Origin of the sequence: Fodinisporobacter ferrooxydans (genome assembly GCF_022818495.1) — a bacterium.
Taxonomy (GTDB): domain Bacteria; phylum Bacillota; class Bacilli; order Tumebacillales; family MYW30-H2; genus Fodinisporobacter; species Fodinisporobacter ferrooxydans.
Map to the genome: position 1 here is coordinate 1,474,759 of NZ_CP089291.1, position 21,269 is coordinate 1,496,027.

Annotated in this window: 16 protein-coding genes and 1 pseudogene; 11 read left to right on the forward strand and 6 right to left on the reverse strand. The window is 40.8% G+C overall.

Features of this window, described 5'->3' with window-relative positions; genetic code table 11:
• Positions 1–159 precede the first annotated feature (159 nt).
• Positions 160–459, reverse strand: a pseudogene (locus tag LSG31_RS06995) (TetR/AcrR family transcriptional regulator); the annotation flags it as partial.
• Between the two features lie 270 nt (positions 460–729).
• Between LSG31_RS06995 and LSG31_RS07000 the strand changes: the two are divergent.
• The gene (locus LSG31_RS07000; RefSeq protein WP_347438657.1) at positions 730–1,710 is read left to right on the forward strand and encodes an aldo/keto reductase; all 981 of its coding nucleotides are present in this window, start codon (positions 730–732) and stop codon (positions 1,708–1,710) included.
• A gap of 181 nt (positions 1,711–1,891) precedes the next feature.
• Here the strand turns inward: LSG31_RS07000 and rluF are convergent, their stop codons facing one another.
• Positions 1,892–2,608 carry a 23S rRNA pseudouridine(2604) synthase RluF gene (gene rluF / locus LSG31_RS07005; protein ID WP_347438658.1) on the reverse strand — a complete coding sequence of 239 codons (717 nt, stop codon included), beginning with the start codon at positions 2,606–2,608 and terminating at the stop codon, positions 1,892–1,894.
• A gap of 249 nt (positions 2,609–2,857) precedes the next feature.
• Between rluF and LSG31_RS07010 the strand changes: the two genes are divergently transcribed.
• From LSG31_RS07010 to LSG31_RS07040, 7 genes are all read left to right on the forward strand, one after another.
• Complete coding sequence (locus LSG31_RS07010) at positions 2,858–3,160, forward strand: hypothetical protein (protein WP_347438659.1); 303 nt, start codon at positions 2,858–2,860, stop codon at positions 3,158–3,160.
• 34 nt (positions 3,161–3,194) lie between these two features.
• Positions 3,195–5,702, forward strand: a complete 2,508-nt coding sequence (locus LSG31_RS07015) for a putative bifunctional diguanylate cyclase/phosphodiesterase (RefSeq protein WP_347438660.1) — start codon at positions 3,195–3,197, stop codon at positions 5,700–5,702.
• A 2-nt stretch (positions 5,703–5,704) separates the two neighbouring features.
• Entirely contained in the window at positions 5,705–6,484 is a 780-nt protein-coding gene (locus LSG31_RS07020; RefSeq protein ID WP_347438661.1) for an alpha/beta fold hydrolase, read from the forward strand.
• Between the two features lie 465 nt (positions 6,485–6,949).
• A complete protein-coding gene (locus LSG31_RS07025) occupies positions 6,950–9,205 on the forward strand; it encodes an EAL domain-containing protein (RefSeq protein WP_347438662.1) in 2,256 nt (751 codons plus the stop codon).
• A complete protein-coding gene (locus tag LSG31_RS07030) occupies positions 9,202–10,839 on the forward strand; it encodes a thiamine pyrophosphate-binding protein (RefSeq protein ID WP_347438663.1) in 1,638 nt (545 codons plus the stop codon). The genes LSG31_RS07025 and LSG31_RS07030 overlap by 4 nt, the downstream gene beginning before the upstream one ends.
• Positions 10,840–10,854: 15 nt before the next feature.
• Positions 10,855–11,253 carry a carboxymuconolactone decarboxylase family protein gene (locus LSG31_RS07035; RefSeq protein ID WP_347438664.1) on the forward strand — a complete coding sequence of 133 codons (399 nt, stop codon included), beginning with the start codon at positions 10,855–10,857 and terminating at the stop codon, positions 11,251–11,253.
• 68 nt (positions 11,254–11,321) lie between these two features.
• Positions 11,322–12,146: a hypothetical protein gene (locus LSG31_RS07040; RefSeq protein ID WP_347438665.1), complete on the forward strand. Its 825-nt coding sequence runs from the start codon at positions 11,322–11,324 to the stop codon at positions 12,144–12,146.
• A 215-nt stretch (positions 12,147–12,361) separates the two neighbouring features.
• On the opposite strand, the gene LSG31_RS07045 is transcribed toward LSG31_RS07040, so the two are convergent.
• Both LSG31_RS07045 and LSG31_RS07050 read right to left on the reverse strand, forming a co-directional pair.
• The gene (locus tag LSG31_RS07045; RefSeq protein WP_347438666.1) at positions 12,362–13,858 is read right to left on the reverse strand and encodes an HD-GYP domain-containing protein; all 1,497 of its coding nucleotides are present in this window, start codon (positions 13,856–13,858) and stop codon (positions 12,362–12,364) included.
• Positions 13,859–14,226: 368 nt separating this feature from the next.
• Positions 14,227–15,492 carry an MFS transporter gene (locus LSG31_RS07050; protein WP_347438667.1) on the reverse strand — a complete coding sequence of 422 codons (1,266 nt, stop codon included), beginning with the start codon at positions 15,490–15,492 and terminating at the stop codon, positions 14,227–14,229.
• Between the two features lie 258 nt (positions 15,493–15,750).
• Between LSG31_RS07050 and LSG31_RS07055 the strand changes: the two genes are divergently transcribed.
• From LSG31_RS07055 to LSG31_RS07065, 3 genes are all read left to right on the forward strand, one after another.
• Positions 15,751–16,467 carry a FadR/GntR family transcriptional regulator gene (locus LSG31_RS07055; protein WP_347438668.1) on the forward strand — a complete coding sequence of 239 codons (717 nt, stop codon included), beginning with the start codon at positions 15,751–15,753 and terminating at the stop codon, positions 16,465–16,467.
• A gap of 155 nt (positions 16,468–16,622) precedes the next feature.
• Positions 16,623–18,041, forward strand: a complete 1,419-nt coding sequence (locus LSG31_RS07060) for an FAD-binding oxidoreductase (RefSeq protein WP_347438669.1) — start codon at positions 16,623–16,625, stop codon at positions 18,039–18,041.
• Positions 18,038–19,402: a (Fe-S)-binding protein gene (locus LSG31_RS07065; RefSeq protein WP_347438670.1), complete on the forward strand. Its 1,365-nt coding sequence runs from the start codon at positions 18,038–18,040 to the stop codon at positions 19,400–19,402. The genes LSG31_RS07060 and LSG31_RS07065 overlap by 4 nt, the downstream gene beginning before the upstream one ends.
• Before the next feature lie 503 nt (positions 19,403–19,905).
• Here LSG31_RS07065 and LSG31_RS07070 read toward each other — a convergent pair.
• Positions 19,906–20,112, reverse strand: a complete 207-nt coding sequence (locus tag LSG31_RS07070; RefSeq protein ID WP_347438671.1) for a hypothetical protein — start codon at positions 20,110–20,112, stop codon at positions 19,906–19,908.
• Positions 20,113–20,181: 69 nt separating this feature from the next.
• Positions 20,182–21,267 carry a hypothetical protein gene (locus LSG31_RS07075; protein ID WP_347438672.1) on the reverse strand — a complete coding sequence of 362 codons (1,086 nt, stop codon included), beginning with the start codon at positions 21,265–21,267 and terminating at the stop codon, positions 20,182–20,184.
• Positions 21,268–21,269: the final 2 nt, after the last annotated feature.

Here is a 21,269-nt window from a genome sequence, read left to right on the forward strand (position 1 = left end):
GATAAAGTAATGGAGATAAATATGGCAAAATTCTTTCTTAACACCCTCCTGATAAGTTTTGTAGAAACGCTTTATCTGGTAGGTGTTTTTATTGCAATTGGGTTTATTTTAGGATTCATGGAAAAACAATCGAATACATACTTGGTTCGGACGTTTGGGCGAAAAGAATGAATAATGACTATCGAAATATTCGCAGAAAACTTCAGTCGCTTCGATCCATTCCAATGTACATGCTGATTTGCACATTTCCCTCATTTCGTTGATATGTTCTTCAATGAGCTTATCCAGTAAATCAAATTTATCCGTGTAATGGAGATAAATGGTTGCTCGATTCACATTTGCCCTGTCGGAAATATCCTGAATCGTAATATCATCAAAGTTTTTTTCAGACATCAATTCAATAAGAGCTTTTTTAATCACTTCTTGAGATTTCAGTATTCTTCTATCCACTTTCGGCATTGTGGTGGTCACCAAACTTTCTTAAATAATCAACAAATTTAAATGATTTGTTGAATAATCGACAAATCACGTTCATTTAACGATTGTAAGCATCTTGTTTCTTTTTTATTATTATAGACGGATGTCGTTTAATCAATCAACATCGATTATGTTGGTGCAGCAGATGGATACAGAGGTAATGCACACCATTTCAGTGTTAAAAAGAAACACTCGTGAATGCGGGGTACGCCCGTCTTTATCCTTCATACCAAGTTTCAAGGAGGTATAGCAATGAACTATCGCACAGTAGGAAAAACGGGAATTCAGGTTTCCAGTTTATGTTTTGGCACCATGTCGTTTGGTGCAAACGCCGATGAAGAAACATCCAAAGAAATGTATAAACGTTGTAGGGAAGTTGGCATCAACTTCTTCGATACAGCCGATGTATATGCCGGAGGGCGTTCGGAAGAAATTCTAGGTGAGTGTATTGCACACGAGCGAGATCATATCGTTCTTACGACAAAAGTGTTTTGGAACACGGGTGCGGATGTGAATGCAAGAGGCTTATCTAGACGTCATATTAAGCAAAGCATTGAAGCAAGTCTTAGGCGCTTAAAAACAGATTACATTGATTTTTATTTTGTTCATGATTTTGATGAGTTGACTCCAATGGAGGAAACCCTTCGCGCACTGGATGATTTGCAAGCACAAGGCAAAATTCTCTATCCCGCAGTTAGCAACTGGGCTGCCTGGCAAATCACCAAAGCATTAGGGATCTCTGCGAAGGAACAACTCGCTCGTTTTGAATTGATTCAACCGATGTACAACTTGGTGAAACGACAAGCTGAGGTGGAAATTTTGCCGCTCGCTGTGTCCGAACAATTGGGAGTGATCTCATACAGCCCCTTAGGAGGTGGACTCTTCACAGGAAAATATGGGGTAAATAAACGACCTGAGCAGGGGCGATTGGTCCAAGAAAAACGGTATACGGATCGATATGGAGACGAAATGAATTTTGTTGTAGCGGATTGGTTTACCGCGCATGCTGCGAAACGTGGTATAAACCCATCAACGCTTGCTGTTGCGTGGGTTATGTTCAATCCTGCTATTACAGCACCGATTATCGGAGCAAGAAATGTCGAACAGCTTGAGGATTCACTCGCTGCCCTCGATGTGGATATGACACCAGAATGGCGTGATGAAATATCTGCACTTTCCGTTACCCCTCAACCAGCAACGGACCGCGGAGAAGTATTGAAAGGCTGGAGATAATCGTTCTTAGAGCGCATTGTAAACAATAACAAATGAGAACTCCCCGTTCTAAATGAGTAGCCCTATTGTTATGTGAACATTGGGGTTTTCATGTAAATTACAGTCGGTTTTTTTATGTTTGAAGCGATTACGAGAGGATGAACCGAAAGACTTTTAAATGATTCGGATCATCCTCCATTTTTTACCGTTGTTTTGGTTTGTAGTTTAAATCCTTAAATAATTGATTGAGTTCTTTCTTTGATAAATCTCTCCATTTTCCAAGGGGAAGATTGCCTAAATGTATATTCATGATTCGTATTCGTTGTAGTCTGTACACTTCATATCCCAATGCTTCGCACATTCGACGAATTTGGCGATTTAACCCTTGTATTAAAGTGATTTGAAAAACATATTTGGAAAGCTGAACTACTTTACAAGGTAACGTTGTTGTACCTAGGATTCTTACACCCGCTGCCATTCTTTTTAAAAACTCAGGAGTAATAGGCTTGTCTACCGTAACAATGTATTCTTTTTCATGCTTATTTTCGGCACGCAATATTTCATTGACAATATCTCCATCGTTCGTAAGGAGTATTAGGCCATCTGAATCTTTATCGAGTCGCCCTATATGAAAAATTCTTAATGGATGGTTGACAAAATCAATTATATTTCCTTTAACATGTTTTTCTGTTGTGCTCGTGATGCCTACGGGCTTATTTAAGGCGATATAGACGTAATTATTTGCAACCCTGATTGGATTCCCACTGATTCTAACATCATCCCCGTGCTCGACTTGGCTGCCGATTTTTGCTGTTTTACCATTTATAGTGACTTTTCCTTCACTTATTAATTTATCTGCTCCGCGCCTAGATGTTTTTCCAGATTCGGAAATATATCTATTTAATCGCAGGTTAACCACATCCTTAAGAGGAGAATTTTTTTATTAGCTTAAATTCGTTTCCATTTATTTACCAATTAAAAATAGAGACATTTGTCCTCGCCTGTGGTATAGATTCAGTTACCACACAAAAACAATACCCGGAGGATTCACAAATGTCTTATACTGCTACCATACCAAACCACGAATCGATAATCAATTTCTTAAAAAGCCGTGGCATTTTGTTGTATGTTTCAAAGCCTGGCTTGCGGCATATTCAAGAATTTATGATTGCAGCTACCGCATTCTCTCATTCACGATATTCGTCGTTACGATCAATCGAATCAGAGTAAAATCGATGATGTTTGTGATTTGGCAAAAACCATGCCGACTCCACTTCATTCCGGTTATGTATTGGTCGATTCGTGGTATACATGCCCGAAATTCATGAACGCTTTTGCAGAAAGGGAGTACAGTACACAACAAGGAATGCAAATTAGCAACTATAAATTGATGTATCAAACAGGCTTTGAAAACAACAAATTACGCATTCTCCTAAGAAAAAGCGGGATTCTAAGTTTTCAGACCATATGATAAGATGAGCATAGAGTGTACAGGGGGGCTAATTTTGTCTATAAAGTTAAAATTAACGCTCGTCTTTTCAATTATTGTGTCTGTTATTCTTATTTTAAATAACACGTTGCATTACGCGACAGCTCGCGATCAATTAAAAGATGAACAACTCAAACAAATAAAAGTTTTAGCCGAGCAAATCTCTGATTCCATCGAACATTATAAATTAGGGTCAAAAAAGATTGAAGAAGTTCTTGGAGACCAGTTACGAATAGCAGCAATTGCAGCCAAAAATCAGTTGAATCCTGATTATCACAAAGTCACTAATGAACAGTTAAAAGCATTAAGCAAAGAAATCGGGGCATCTCATATTACCTTATTTGCTAAACAAGGGGATGATATTGTAGGGGTACGATCATCGGATCCAAAAGAATTGGACTTATCTACAAAAAAATGGGGATATTGGTTTACTGCTTTGCAAGAATTATTACAAACACATGAGGTTCGTAGCGTAAATAAAGGACAATCCTTGCCGCATTATTGGTCTGGACCTATGGCTATCTCCTCTTCGGATCCCAATCATATAGATAAATACGGCTATTATTATGATGGATCAACCAATTACATAATTAATCCATACTTGCAAGATGAGCAGGTTAAACAATTTGAACAATATACGGGACCTGACTCAGCCGTCCAAAAAATTGTGAAAACTCATCCCTGGTTTTTGGAGATTACCGGTTTTAATCCGAAAGTATTAGGCAAAACTCCTATTCCTATAACACCGAACAATATTGAATACGTTAAACTTGAAGATCGACCGATCTATTTTGGTCAACATAAGTATTATAATCCGAAGACAGATGTCGTCGATGTTCAAAATGCGATGAGTACGGGGCAAGTAGTTTCACACGAAGAAACAATTGACGGGAAACACGTAATTAAAACATTTATTCCAATACAAGATAATTCACCTTATGTTATAGGTTTCGTTACTGATTACCAAGTCTTAAATGATGTCCTTCAAAAACAGCTAAAGAATGATATTTGGATTTCTATCGGCATTCTTGTTATCGTGCTAATTGCAAGTTATTTCTTATCTCGTTATATTGTTAGACCTGTTCATCAACTTCTCCATCAGGTTGATCAAATTGCGGAAGGTAAATTTGATATTCGCATTTCTTCGATACGAAAAGATGAACTCGGTAAATTGGCAAATCATGTAGATATAATGTCGGAGAAATTGGAGAAATACACCAAACAATTGCAAGAGAATCACGAGCACATGTATTTTCAAGCCCATCATGATACATTAACCGGTTTACCTAATCGTCTATTCTTCGGTGAACAATTACAAGAATTGTTTTTCCAAAAAAACAGTGAATCCTTTGCCATCATGTATCTGGATCTGGATCGATTTAAAAATATAAATGATACGCTAGGTCATACAATTGGGGATCAGCTGCTCATTCAAGTTGCGGAACGGGTAAAAAACAGTCTTTTGAATCGAGCTACTATCCATCGAATAGGAGGAGATGAATTTACTATTCTGATTGACCGGCCGGAAAAAAATGAGACCCAAGAGGTTGCTCAATCAATTCTCAATTTATTTGCGCAACCGTTCGTACTTGCCGAGAGTGAATTTTATATAACTGCAAGTATTGGCATTAGTTTATACCCGGAAAATGGAAGTGATATAGAGACATTACTGAAGCATGCAGATTCTGCTATGTATGCAGCAAAACAAAATGGCGGGAACCGATATAAGCTGTACGATGCAAAAATCGAATTTGAAACTGCGGAGCGAGTTGTTTTAGAGAATTATTTGCGCAAAGCCATCAAACAGGATGAATTCTTTCTGCAATATCAACCAAAAGTGGATCTTAAGACGAAGCAAATTACTGGTGTCGAAGCATTATTGCGTTGGGAACATCCTAAGTTAGGAACCGTGTCTCCGAATAAGTTTATCCCCGTTGCAGAAGAAATAGGACTGATTGGTACGATTGGGGAATGGGTTTTGCGATCGGCTTGTGTTCAAAATAAAGTTTGGCAAGAAGAAGGATTGCCGCCTCTGCGAGTAGCCGTTAATTTATCTCTTTATCAATTTCGGGAAGATAATCTTGTTCAAAAGATCAAGGATATATTGATGGAAACGGGTTTAGATCCAACATATCTCGAATTAGAAATCACGGAGAGCATGTCAATGTATAATGAAGATTATGTTGTCGAAAAACTTTCGGAGTTGCGCCGGATCGGTATTCACATTTCGGTTGATGATTTTGGTACGGGATATAGCTCGCTGAATTATCTAAACAAGCTGCCGATTGATACGTTAAAAATCGATAGATCCTTCATGAAAGAGGATAATAAAACCACTATCAAATCTATTATTGGGCTCGCACACAATTTAAATCTAAAAGTCATCGCAGAGGGGGTAGAAACTTCTGAACAAGTTGACTTCTTACAACAGAATGGTTGTGACGAAGCACAGGGATATTTCTTTGACAAACCGCTCTCTACGATTCGTCTTACGAAAAAATTACGAGAATTATGTGGAGTATGATAATGATGAATATCTATTCATTTGGACAAGGACAAGCAATTATTTTCATTCATGGTTTAGTTGGAAATCATAATGCCTTTCGAAAAGAAATGGCCGAGCTTTCTACTGATTACCATGTGCTATCGTATGATTTGCTGGGACATGGTGAAGATAGAGGAGTTGAAGTATCTTTCACCCTCGAAGATCTTCTCCAACAACTGCATCAAGTGTTTCAAAAGTCTGGAATTGAGCAGGCGCATTTATGCAGCCTCTGCTTCAGTAGCTATATTGCCAATGCCTATGCTTACCGGTACCCGACCAAAGTCTTGTCGCTAATGCATATTGGGGGGCATTATAATAACCCATCTCCTTTATTTGATACGTTTCAATCTATAGGAGACATTCAATCTTTGCCATATGAGGAATGGATATATCAAATCGCCACGAAAATTAATTGGAATAGTCCTTACGCCGAGGAGTCCATTGAAATTTTCACTCAATATGCCCGAAAGATTCATCCGTCTGTTTTAAAGCAAGCATTTCAAATTCGATTACAGTCGGATATTAAAGAACTATTAAAAGAAATCAAGCACCCCGTTATGTGGATAATGGGGGAGTACGATTACCTGTATAAATCTGCGATTTATGACTTGCACCAAATCGTCCCGCATGTTCATTATGTAGAAGTTCCAAGTGCAGGGCATGTAGTCCAAGCGTACCAATCCAGGTTACTTATTGATATATATAAACAATTTCTTTCAAAAATTCAAATTAAGGGCGACATGGTTGTTCGATCAATATAACCTGAATCCGTGAAATTACTTTTACACAAACAATAGAACGATAGATATTGAATGCATATAATTTATAATTTCCTTACATAAACAAACTTCACTACAGGGGTACCCATTATATGATAGTATATTTTGAATTTGAACAATCCAATGGATAGCTGACTTCGGATTCAGGACTTGCTGCCATGGGCCAATTGATTGCACAAACCGATTGGCACAACGATTCGATCATACGAAACTCGACGGGCAACGGAAATTGTGGATTTGTCTAGTTCTCACCAATATTTTGAACATTTTTTTAAAAAATCTATGCGAACTAAATTCTGTATAATAAGTAAACTGTAAGTAAATAGTATATCTTATATACAAGAAAGAATAAAAAAATACTTAACACTCTACTAATTGACAAAGTATGAATTGCTGACATAATAAAGTTGTTAATAGTTACTTTTTACGCTTGGAGAAGAGGTTTATATGAATATCGAACCTTGGTATATTGTTGAATCGAAAAAGAAATGTAAGGATTTAGGGATCGATCCACAAGGAACTCCTTCATTTTCTACAATTCTTTCAGATAGTGAATTACGTCGAAAGAGAGTTGAGTACGAAGAAATTTTGTCTGTTATAGATTTCTTTGCTCACAAATTGTTGGAATTAATGGAAGGTATACCCCTTCTTATAATCACTTCGGATGAATGCGGTTGTATTTTAGATATGGCTGGAGATGCAGCTATAAAAAATATTATAAACGAAACCGGAATAAAAATAGGCCTAATATTTAAAGAAGAGGAAGCCGGAACAAATAGTTTAAGTCTTGCTTTACAATACCGCAAACCGATCCAACTTATAGGATCCAATCACTATTTTAAATTTTTGGAGTCGTCTGCTTGTTATTCGGTTCCTTTTCAATATTCGGATGCTAATGATGTTTTAGGTACGATTACTATCATGACGTCCATTGATCAACATAATCCTTTTTTATTAGCGATGCTATGTACATTAGTAGATTCAATTGAAAGAGAATTATTATTAATAAAGCAAAATAGAAAATTACATATATTAAATCAAATTGTAATAGAAACTACAAGAAACGGAATTATTATAACAGATAAAGAAGGAAAAGTAACAGAATTCAATAAATTTGCAGAGATACTAACCGGTGTAAAAAAACAAGATATTTTACAAAAAACTATAACAGATGTTGAAATAGGTCATTTTATTATCGAAGTTCTAAAAAACGGAAAGGAATACGAAAATATTGAATTAAGTATCAATCAAGAAAACCGACACCATGAACAAATTGTTTGTTTATTTGATTCATTTCCCATTTATGATAAAAAATCACAATTAATGGGCGCTTTTGGGCAGTTTCGGGATATAACGGAACGACATAAAGCACAAAATCAAATCAATTATCTTGCTTACCACGACGATTTAACTGGATTGCCTAACCGAAGATTTTTTATAAAACACATAACCGATTTATTGGAACATTCGGAAAATAATAAGAGTACATTTGCAATCATGTTTCTTGATCTGGATCGTTTTAAGATTATAAATGATAATCTCGGACATAACACTGGAGATATCTTGCTTCAATTAGTTTCGGAGCGTTTAAAAGGTTGTCTGTCACCAAATGATGTAGTTGCAAGACTTGGTGGTGATGAATTCACAATCCTTTTAAAAGAAATCACTTGCATTTCAGACGCTATATATGTTGCAGATGGAATAATTAAGGTGTTTGAAAAACCATTTTCGGTAAATGATTATGAATTTTATATAACAACAAGTATTGGTATTTCGTTTTATCCCCATGACGGTATAAACGCCGAAATGTTAATGAAGCATGCCGATATTGCAATGTATCGGGCAAAAGAGCAAGGTAAAAATAATTATGTCGTTTACAAGCCAACGAAAGATAATAGAGGGATTGAACATCTTACATTAGAAAGTTCCCTACGAAAAGCGCTACAAAACGAAGAATTTGTAGTGTTTTATCAACCTCAATTTGATTCAAAAACGGGTACAATTATTGGTGCTGAAGCACTTGTACGATGGAATCATCCAATCATTGGTTTAATTCCTCCTGGAAAATTCATACCCATTGCAGAAGAGACAGGCCTTATTGTTTCAATAGGGGATTGGGTTCTTCGGACGGCTTGTGGACAAAATAAAAAGTGGCAAGAACAAGGTTTTCCACCAATCAAGGTAGCAGTAAATCTTTCTTCACGTCAATTTTTGAAACAAGATTTGGTACAGAATATAGAAAATGTATTATTTGAATCAAAACTCGATCCTAAATATCTTGAACTTGAAATTACGGAATCTATGACTATTAATGTTAATTATGCTGTTGAAGTTCTTGGAAGATTGAAAAATCTTGGTATTCAAATTAGTATAGATGATTTTGGTACCGGCTACAGCAATCTCTATTATCTTAAAATTTTCTCGATTGATACTTTGAAAATTGATCAGTCGTTTATTAGGGATATGATGACTGACAATAATAATGCAGATATTGTTGCTACAATAATTTCCATGGCACATACTCTTGGACTTGATGTAATCGCAGAAGGTGTTGAGACAAAAGAGCAGATGGATTTTTTAAATACTTTGGGGTGTTACGGAATTCAAGGGTATTTATTTGCACCACCATTACCTGCAGAAAAATTTGAAACTCTACTTAGGAAACCAACAACTAAAAGCCAAGCGATAGAGGTGAACAGATGAAAAAAAAGGTATATGAATTGTTAGTTGAACATTTTAAGAACTGGGGAGTCACTCATGTTTTTGGAATCCCTGGTAAGTCTATCTCTCCTCTTATGCTGGAGTTAGAAAATCATGAAATTACATATGTTTTAGGGCGTCATGAAACTGGATGCGGCTATGCAGCTTCGGGATATGCACTTGCTAAAAAAACTTTAGGCGTAGCGATTGGAACATCAGGTCCAGGAGGAACAAATCTTCTTACGTCAGCCGGACAGGCAAAGGAATTTAATCTTCCAGTTCTATTCATAACAGGGCATCCATCCGCTCAAGAAACAGGCCGTGCTTTAAGCCAGGAGTCAAGTCAGTTTGGAACTGATTTAGTGAAAATGTTCGAACCCGTAACATTGTTTAGTGCTCGCGTGGATCGCGGGGACTTTTTACCAATGTTCCTTCGGCATGCTGTAGAAAAAGCATATACAGGGGAGAAAGGCCCTGTGCATTTATGTATACCATTTGATGTTCTTATGGAGGAAGTTGATCCATTCTTTATTCCATTACCAGATCATATTTCAACTGTGGTATCACCAGATATAGAAAAGGCGATTTCTTTGTTAGAAGATGCAAAAAGGCCTGTTCTTTTTCTTGGAAAAGGTGCAATTTTGTCAGAGGTTTGTAAAGAAATACGAATACTCGCGGATTATTGGAACATTCCGGTGATTACAGCTCCAGGCGGAAAAGGTGCATTCCCTTCAAAACATCCTTTGCACTTAGGGGGATTTGGACTTGGTGGAACGTCGTCTGCGACTGAATACTTAAAATCTGGTGTAGATCTTATGATTGTGATTGGATCTAAATTATGTGATATGGCGTTATCTGGTTTTACATCAGAAATGTATCCGGAAAAAGTTATGCAGTTTGAATATGATCTTACATTCGTCGGCAAATCTATACCTGTACAAACTCAGGTAATACTTGGAGATATCAAATATAACTTAAAGAAGTTAATAGAATTAAGTGGAGCATCGGGAAAAAAATACGAATTGCCTTCTGAACAAGAGATTAAGTTAGATACGAAATTAAACCCTATGGTATCTGCGAAAGCTGCATTCGAAACGCTTCGTTCTTGTCTTCCAAAAGAATCTATACTCTTTGGTGACGCTGGAAGCCACTCATTTTATGCGGTTCAACATTTCGAGATTATTGAACCGGGAACTTTCTATTTTGATGAAGTATTTATTTCAATGGGTGCAGCTATAGGATATTCCATTGGTGCAAAAATCGCACGGCCCGACCGTTACATCGTTTGTGTTACCGGTGATGGGTGTATGATGATGCATGGAACAGAGCTTTCTACGGCTGTAAACTATCAAATTCCAGTGATTTTCTTTGTTTTGAACAATGGTCGATTGGATATGGTAGAAAAAGGAATGTCATATAATACAGGACGATCTGTCGGAGCAGTTTATGATGTACCGTTAAATGTTGCACAATTTGCCCAATCAATGGGTGCATATTCTTTTTGCTGTCATAATGAAACCGACATTATGGAGGCAGTACATTTTGCTTTACAATCAAATGGTCCAACGGTTATTGAAGTCATGGCAGATCCGCAGGAAATTCCACCAATTCTAACAAGATTGCTTAATTTAGATTAATAAATGGAGGATCTAATGGAAACGACTCGTTATGAAAAAGGTATAGAATTATTAGAAAAAATGATAAGTAAGGAAATTATGGCGGAGACAATTGAAAAAGTAAAACAATTTAGCCCTGACATTGCGAGACTCATTGTTGAATTTGCCTTCGGAGATGTTTATTCTCGTCCTACATTAGATTTAAAACAAAAAGAATTATTAACAATTACCTCCTTAGTTACTCTAGGAGCAGAATCACAGCTTGATTTTCATATTAATGGGGCTCTTAATGTGGGGCTTTCTCCAAATGAAATAGTAGAAGTAATTATACATTGTATACCCTATGTAGGTTTCCCTCGTGCTTTAGGAGCATTACAAGTGATAATGAAGGTCTTTGAAAAACGTAATGTAAAATTGGACTCGCATATAAAATGATTATTTAAATGAAGAAAACCAAATGTTGAACTGAAAAAGGAAATGAGTGAAAGGATACAAGAATAAAGATGAATATGGAATCATCTTTTATACATACCTTCCTGATAAGTTTTGTAGAAATGTTGTATCTGGTAGGAGCCTTTATTGCAGTTGGCTTTCTCTTGGGATTTTTGGAAAAGTATTCAAACACATATTTGGTTCGGGCATTCGGTCGGCAAGGGGTGCTTCTGACAGCATGGATCGGCACACCGATTCACGAAATCGGGCATCTTATTCAGTGTATTTTGTGGCGGCACAAGGTAACAAAGGTGAAGCTCCTGCAGGTAAACAGCTCTGACGGAGTGCTTGGTTATGTGGAGCATCAATACAACCGAACCAGTATGTATCAGCAAGTCGGAAACTTTTTTATTGGTTTAGGACCTCTCTTTAGTGGGATTGGTTCTTTAATATTGGGGATGTATCTTCTTGTGCCTCAATCCTATGCCACCTTCAAAGCTCAGATTCATCAGCATATAGCCTTAGGGAAAGTGGATATAAATGTGTTAAAAACAATAGGAGGAGCAGTCATTGCGATAAGCAGAAGTCTCTTTACCCTGCATAATCTGATGACGCCTTCCTTCTGGGTTTTTATTGTGCTGGCAATCAGCATTTCTTCCCATATTGCATTAAGCAAAGCGGATATCCGAAATTCCGCAAATGGACTTGTGATGATTTTTTCCTTGCTTGTTTTGTTTAACATTGTTGCGGTATTTTTGCATGTGAACAGCTATAAGATGATTGTTCAGCTTGGAGAATATAATACCTATGTACTTGCGTTTTCAAGTATAGCGGTGCTCTTTTCGCTTGTAACGCTTGTGTTCAGTTATCTTCTCTATAAAGTTAAAATAACATAAAAATGAAAAGACCCTTCTTAATGAGCCACAGAAGGGTCGCACGTTAAAAAAGAGTTGATTCCTTTTAACGATAGAATCTTATTTTCGATAGAATCTAATTTTTGTTGTTATATTTTTATGGTTTAGAGTAATCTTTTGTATATTAAGTACAGAGTGTACAATTCCATGTGGTATAAACATAATATGTTTGATACGCGGTGAACAATGGAAGCGGCTTACTCCCATTGTAAAAATTTTTCCTTTTGAACGGTGTCGGTACAACCAACCTCATGAAACGAAAAAATAGAGTTGTGTGCTGAGTCCGGGATGACAAACCTGCCACTGTTGCACAGGCGGACCCAGGCTTTGACGCAATCCGGATCGAAATGACTGCCGGCATCATCTTCAATCACCCGCATGGCGCGTTCATGCGACCATGGTTCGCGGTACGAACGGCGGGAAGTCAGTGCATCGTATACATCCGCTACGGCCAAAACCCTGGCAAGCAGGGGAATTTGCGTATCTTTCAACTTATCCGGATATCCGGTTCCGTCCCATTTTTCATGGTGATGCCGAATAACAGAAAGTTCTTCCGCCATGAATCCGATGTACTTGCATATTTCATATCCCGTGACCGGATGTTGTTCAATCACGGCACGTTCCTCGGCACTCAACTTCCCCGGCTTATTCAGAATGGACTCCGGTACTTGGATCTTTCCTACGTCGTGGATCAGTCCGCCCCGAACAAGAGCCTTTAATAATTCAGGCTCCAGATTCATCGCCTCGGCCAGTTGCAATGCGTACATGGCGACACGGAAATTGTGGCCGGCTGTGTATGCGTCTTTCGTTTCGGTGGCGATAATCAGCTTTTGCATGCTGTTGGAGATGCTGATGCGGATACGCTCCATCGGATCGATGTCGGACACCTGATGAAAAGTCCGGGTGATGGACACGTTGGATTTGTATTGTGCGATGACTCCGTACAGTAAAATTGCTGTAGATACAACGAGAACCACATGGTATAGCCACCAGGCCAATGTCCACATCCTAGTGGTTACCATGATAAGTTCCGTGATCGATAATAAAACTGACCCCAGAACCATAGCGGCATGTATCGGGAAACGAGCGAACTGATACTGCTGGAAGTAGCGTTTCGCTGCCCGGACGAACAAGACGACGGTGAAGAAAGCGAACGAGTAGTTGAGTGGCATGAAATCAACCGGAATAAAATCGGAAATATCGGGATATACGAGTGAGACGATGTTCAGAGCGGCAATGAGCGTCAACCACCCAATGACAACTTTGCCGCGGTGTTTTGAGACATACCGTATGAGCGCATAATCAGCAGGCAGCGTCGATAAAAGAATCCAGACTGCACAGGTAGTCATTGCAATTTGGGAAGACACTCCAGCTAAATGATAGGAATCGGAAATGATAAACCCAGGTGTTGAAAGACCGTGGATGAGGAAAAAGCCCGAAAGAGATAAAATGGCCAATGCCAGCATCAGCACGTTCAAATCACGGATACGGGCACCTGTCCAGCCAATGATGATGGAACAGATTGTCGCGAGAATCAGAACGGAGGAAATGAAGTAAAAGTGAAACCGCGGGAGCACCCACATGGTGTTATGGCCTGGAAACGCCTGCAGAAAAACATATAGCAGGATAGGGACGATGGCTGATACAGTCAGCCCAATCAGCAAGGAATTTGAGGAACGTGAGGAACGAGTCATTTTCGATCCAACCTTCCACATAGAATCATGGCAAGTTCGCCAAGTATTGTCATTTTTCGCCACGACCCAGGCAAAATCCTGCCTGTTCTGCAGAATAAAAAATGGGTTTATTTTCTAAAATTCGATGTCGATATGAAGAGTAAGGATTTAGTCATTTTACATGAGACGATGGCAGCAGATGAATGGTTGGTGCAGAAGATTACCCCGATTTAGCCTCCAATTTAGTACCGTAATTTAGTACTATTCCTTCATAATCGGCCAGTTATCATAATAATGGCGAAATGAAACATGAGGATGTCCCGAAAAAGTCGGTTTATACCGACCTTTTGAGACACCCCTTAACCATCTTCACAGTTTTTTAAAACAGATTAATATCCGCGTTTTGCAAGAATCAATCCGCTAATACCGCCGATCAAAGCAAAAATGATCAGATACGGAAAACCGATCGAGAAGGAAATACCCAAAATATATGTGCCTACTGCAGCTATGATATTTTCCAACCCGTTCAAAAGCCCGGCGCCGGCACCCACATTTTGGCTTGGGAACATCCGCTGCAATGAGCTCCAGATCGTCGGCAACACGACACCGTTCATCGCGCTCGAAATGGAAATCAAAATCATGGCAAGCACGAGATTGCCGGAATGTGTTCCAAGGAATAATCCGATACCTGCAATAAATGTCCCGATTGACGCAAAAATGGAGCGCTTCATCAATTTATCACTGGCAAATGCGGTCAGTATGATACAAATCGTCATTAAAATATATGGAAGCATATACCAGAATCCAGTCATATGCAAGGATAAATGACGTACTTTCATAAGGTACGAAGGAAGCCAGAATAAAATGCCATAGAAAACGGTGGCCATGCCTGACCAGTTGATAAGCAGCAGCCAAAAATCCCACTTTCTTAAAACTTCGCCGACAGACACGACAGATCCTGTGACTTCATCCTGCCGACCTGCTTGAATATACGCCAATTCTTCCTTTGAGACATACTTGCTTTCTTCCGGTCGATCTTTCGCGATTTTCCATATAATAGGGAGCATAATAATGATACCGATCAGAGCCAACAAAATAAATGGTGTTTTCCAGGTGCCGGTAGAAATAATTAACCACGTAACCAAAGGTCCGGTGATGATGGGTCCCATGGTCAGACCGAATTCCCAAAACATGTTGGCGCGTGCACGTTCATGTGCAGGGAACCAGGATTTTACCCATTTTGAGTTCAGCGGCCAGTGCATGCCTTCACCTAACCCTAACAGTACGCGGGACAGAATTAAAGCGGCCGAGCTCCAAATGACCCCTGTGAACAATGTCATCAGCGACCACCAAGTGAGGGCGACAAGTGCAATTTTACGCGGTCCGAAGCGGTCGCTCAGAAACCCGCCGAAAATGTTCGAGAGACCATACATGAATAGGAATAGACTGTTGGCCAATGCAAGCGCAGCCGGTGTCACAACGCCGTCTTTTATCATGCTTGGGCCGGCGATCGAGATATTCGTGCGGTCAATGTACGAGACCAGCAATAATACCCATAAAGCAACGGAAAACCACCAGCGAAAGTTGGTTTTGGTCTGTGTGATCACAGGCCTGTTGTTCAATTCTGAAACATTTGATCCGCCAAGTGTTGCCATAGAATCACTCCCTTTACCATATAGATTTGTCCCTGGCCCAACTGCACTGTGAACATAATAGATTGTTAGGCAGTTAGGTTGTCAGACAATTCCATCATACGAATCTAGGAATATATTGTCAACGCTTACAATGGGAATTTTTAGATTGCTTTCTATTGACAATTGAAAGATATGAATTAAAGTAGAAAATATAATTCAATTGTCTGACAACCTGACATATATTCTGGTCGATTGAAATCATTGCTTAAGGTGGACGAAATGACAATTCAAAAAATTCGGAAGACAAAAGTCACAGATGAAGTTGTGGAACAATTAAAAACCCTGATTCAACAAGGATTTTACAAAACGGGTGAAAAATTGCCCCCAGAAAAGGAACTTGCCAAACAATTTGGGGTCAGCCGTGCATCTATACGGGAAGCGCTATCCGTGCTGTCGGCAGCACAAATTGTAGAAGCTAGGCAAGGGGAAGGTTCATTCGTGCAAACCATTGACGTGACCCGTTATATTCCGCCTGTTGCGGTTTCTATCCTGTCCTTGCCGGAACAAACGCTTCATTTGCTCGAAGTCCGAAAAATTTTGGAGGCTTCTGCCGCGGAATTGGCTGCAGAAAGGGCGACAGAAGAGGATCTTGAGCAGCTGGAAGCGGCGGTTCACGGGTATCTTGACGAAATCCAAATGGGCCAGATCGGTCAAACAAATGATTTGCTGTTTCATCAGGTGCTTGCAATGGCCGCCAGGAATCCCGTGCTGGTGGAGATGATGCAGCGAATTTCGGATTTGGTTCGTGAAGGCATGCGTTATACGTTGGAGCAAAACATGGGGAATGAGGAACGGAAACATGAGGTATATGAGGAACATCTCCACATCCTTCAGGCGATCAAGAACCGCAATTCCGAAGCTGCCCGGCAGGCCATGATCACACATCTGGACAATGTCCGGAAAAAGATCCTTCGGCAAAGGCAGATCACCAATTAATGTAAAATGGGAGGGACTAGAATATGTCTTGCTGAGGTTCAACAGCGACGGAGAAATCCTGAAAGTATGGATATCGAACATAAGGGGAATTTCATCTGACCGAATGTTGAAAAGTCATTTGGGGCTAACATTTACGAAAGTTAGGTGTTTTGCTTATGGGGAACAAGATACATGCGGAAGTGCTGAGCGAACTGGGGTCTGCACTCGCGCCGGAACGTGTATTGACAGCAGAAGCAGACCGCTGGAGCTACTCCTATGACGCTTCTTTTGGAGTATATCCTCCGGAATGCGTGGTCCAGCCGATTTCTACGGAAGAAGTCGTCGCATTGGTGAGAATCGCCTGTAAACATAACATACCGCTGTATCCCCGCGGAGCCGGCAGTTGCTTGAGCGGCGGCCCCCTTCCCGTATATGGCGGGATTGCCGTTGATCTCACACATTTGAATCAGACACTGGAGATTTTTGCGGATGATCTGGTCGCGGTTGTATCACCGGGAGTCAAAACAGGAGATATTCAAAAAGCGGCGGAACGTTATGGCTTATTTTACCCGCCGGACCCTAGCAGTTCCGGTATTTCCACAATCGGCGGGAACATTGCGGAAAATTCCGGCGGTCCGCGCGGATTAAAATACGGAGTCACACGGGATTACGTATTGGGACTTGAAGTGGTAACGCCGGAGGGTAGCGTTTTACGAACAGGCGGGAGGACCGTCAAAAATGTCACCGGCTACGATTTGACCCGGCTGATCATCGGCTCTGAGGGGACGTTGGGCATTGTCACAAAAGCGGTATTGCGGCTGCTGCCCAAACCGCAGGCGCGCCGGACCATGCTTGCCGTTTTTTCCGATTTGGTCCAATCCGGACGGGCGATCTCAAAAGTCTTGACATCCGGAATCCTGCCGTGCGCAATTGAAATCATTGATCAAGCATGCCTGCGTGCGGTCGAAGCATTTCGGCCCGGCGGTCTGCCGATAGATGCAGAAGCTGTCCTTTTGGTGGAAGTGGATGGTCATCCTGCTGCTGTTGAAGAAGAAATTTTGCAAGTCGCTGAAATTTGCCGGCAATTGGGTTCCGTCCATGTAGAAATCGCCAAAGACGAGCAAACGAGGGAACGTTTGTGGTTTGCACGCAAACAGATCTCACCGGCCATTGCCCGAATCAAACCGACAAAAATTTCTGAAGATGCGACAGTACCGCGCAGCCAGATTCCTGCCATGTTTGCGAGATTAAAGCAAATCCGCGAGAAATATGCCATTGATCTGGTGGTTTTTGGCCATGCCGGGGATGGCAATCTGCATCCGAATATTCTCTGCGATATGCGCAATCAAGAGGAAATGCAGCGGGTGGAGCAAGCGGTGAGTGAAATTTTTCAAGCGGCGCTGGAATTGGGCGGAACGTTATCAGGAGAACATGGGATCGGGACGATGAAGGCGCCTTTTCTCTCATGGGAAGTCGGGGAAGTCGGCATCGATATGATGAAGCGGATCAAAACCGCATGGGATCCGCTCAGTATTATGAATCCCGGCAAAATATTTCCGGAACCCGGGAATGATAGGCTGGTGTTGCGTCAATGAATATAAATGCCGAAAGCAAGACTGCCGATAAAAACGGTTTGCTGGTTGGAAAAGAATATTCCTTGGCAGATGCGCTTGCATATGAAGATACACTCCGCTGCGTACAATGCGGATATTGTTTACCGGTGTGTCCGACACACCGCACGATGGGCACGGAAACCCAGTCGCCCCGCGGCCGCATTAACTTGGTGAAGATGGCGGCAGAAGGAAAAGTCAGTGACCTGTCCGTTTTGGCAGAACCGATTGATTTGTGCCTTGGCTGTCGCGCCTGTGAAACGGCCTGCCCGGTAGGAGTTCCGTATGGACATATCCTCGAACAAACCCGACATGTTCTTTGGGAGAAGCAGCAAAAAGAGACAAAACAAACTTGGCGGCAAAAAGCTCAGAACTGGTTTTACCGGAAAGTTTTCCCGAATGCCAGACGTATGCAGCGTGTCGGGGATCTCCTATGGCTGTACCAACAGACCATCGGACGGACTGGTCATTGGTTCACATCACTTCCTGTATTTCCTAAGAGTATGCGAGAATTTGCCCGCATCCTGCCAAAGATGGAGAACCCTTTTTATCGCAGACAAATATCGGAATCATATACCCATCAGACTGCCGCCATTACATCACAATCAAACATGGCATTCCTGTTTACAGGGTGCATTATGGATGTCATGTTTCACCGGATCAATCGCCAGACCGGCCGGTTACTCAATCGTTACGATTGGCGGGTGGCAGTTCCGCACACGCAATCCTGCTGTGGCGCATTGCATGCACATATCGGCGATCTTGATACTGCGAAAACACTCGCCTGCAAGAATATCGAAGCGTTTGAACAATCGGGCGCCGATATTCTTGTACATACGGCGGGTGGATGCGGGGGCATGCTGTTCGAATACGGAAAGCTGCTAGCCGATGATCCTGATTGGTCGGAACGAGCCAAACGTTTTTCGGAAAAAGTAAAAGATATTAGCGAAATTGCTGCATCTGTACCGCAGGAAGTGTTCGTAAAGGATGTACCGCTCCGTGCCACATATCAATCCTCATGTCACTTGCGCTACGTAGCCGGTGTAAAAGATGCACCCGTGCAAGCGCTGCAACGCATACCGGGAATTACATACGTGGAAATGAAGGAGATGGACAGATGCTGTGGTTCGGCGGGAATCTACAACGTAGTGAATTATGATGCGTCGATGGAAATTCTGGACGAGAAAATGGAAAACGCCGCAAACACACATGCACAAGTATTGGTGACATCGAATCCGGGATGTCTTCTGCAGATGAAACTGGGAATTGAAAGACACGGGATGTCTGAACACATGCAAGCGGTTCACTTGGTGGAGCTATTGGCACAATCCTGTGACATTAAATGAAAAAGGATATACAAAATAAAACTGCCCTACTGCTAGGACAGTTTTATTTTTTGGAATCGACATCATAATTGAAAGACAAGATACGACAATACAGGATTCTTTATGCTTCATTTCTACAGGGCTGGTCATCAAATGAATATACAGTTTTCCCGGGAAATAGACCGAAATCGACAACGTTAGCTTTTATTTGCACAGGAAGTTACGCTTAATATCAGAACAGAATGTGGAAAGAGACGAATATTGCTAAATGAGGCAGTTTTTTGTTGTATAAATATTTCAAGGTAGTATACAGGAGGCAAGCGGCAAATCATTATTCATATAAACGATTTGCTTGTGAATTTTCCAATTATGCAGGTGGATAAAAAATTTTATAAGTATGTTGTTTCATGATATTTTTGACGAAAAAAAAAGAAGGAGTTATCTCTCCTTCCTCATAGTTCGTTGATCACACTGATAAAAATGTGGCTATACTGTTTCCACCTAAAAAAGTAGTATAACAATACCTATTGAACTCTTTGTCGTCGATACGCTTGTCGTGCGGATGATAATATTTTTCCCGTCATCCAAATTCCGAGAGACAGGATTGGTATTCCGTATATTGACTTCTCCCAAAGACCTTCAAAGATTCCCTGATAGACAAGAGAAGTTCCATACACACCTATGACTAGTGCAGTAAGCCATATTCCCCATAGTCGTATACCTTTACCCATAGTGTCCTCCTTCACTCGATTCAGTTGTTATTGGTTGGCGGAATCATACGGAATTCAAATGAGTTATGTTTATGAATTCGAACCATTTTGATAACACGCAGGTGCAAAACCTGATTTTACTACCGCTTGTTTGGAATTTCGAAACTCTTGCCGGCAAGATTCCCGAAGCGGGCAATTTGCACAGGTATTGTCACTTTCCAACCGCTTATACCAATCTCTCCATATCAACCGATGGATTGACAACAGTCGAGGCAATTTATTTAGGCCTGGAATCCATGGGACAAACAGTAAAATTGCGAATAAAACGGCTATTGTATATGCTGCAAGTTCATCACCGGCAGATGATGTTGACCAAGGCGGAATTTGATACAAGAATGTATATGGAGTCAGCCACCAAGGACCCGGATATGCCTGCTCATCGTGGTTAATCCCCCATTGTTCCCCTTTCATATTAATTTTACCTGCTATTTGATGCAGCGTTTTGCCTTGCAAGAATAAAAGATCATTTTGAACGTTCCAACGATAAACACCTTGATTGCTGGAACGATCCAATATTCCAGATAGCATTCCTGATTTTGCCAACGATAACTCATCATTCATCATAAGAGCAACGGGGCCATAATTCCCTCGAGGGATTACCACGTTTCCATTTTCCACGTTTGCTTTTTTCAATGCTTTCGACAAGTTGCTATCCCATGTTTGCTGTTGTTTGACAGAAGCCGACTGGTACGTCTGGAGTGCCGATTGCAATTGTTGATTATCGGAAGCATTTGCGAGCATATGCAGCGGTGTCAAAACATCCGTCTTTGCCGCATCAATCGGATAAGGCGTCCCCCACCAAGTTTGCGGATGAAAGGATCCAATGGATTGAACCCCGTTTTCCTGTCTATTCCAGCCGTTGTTATAGGGTGGCCCGTAACTGGCGATTGTTCCGGAACCGTCGAGATCGCCCAATGCGGCACGCTCAATCAGGATCGGTGATTTTTGTGCTATTTCTTGATTTGTTACAGCGGCTCGATATGGAGCACCCCATAATGCAGAGAGACCGACGATGACTACACCCGAGATAACGAGGCTGATCACACCTTCTTTTACCATATCAAAATCTTTTTTTGGAAATTGAAGTGTATTCCGGTTAAATCGAAGTACCTTCATTT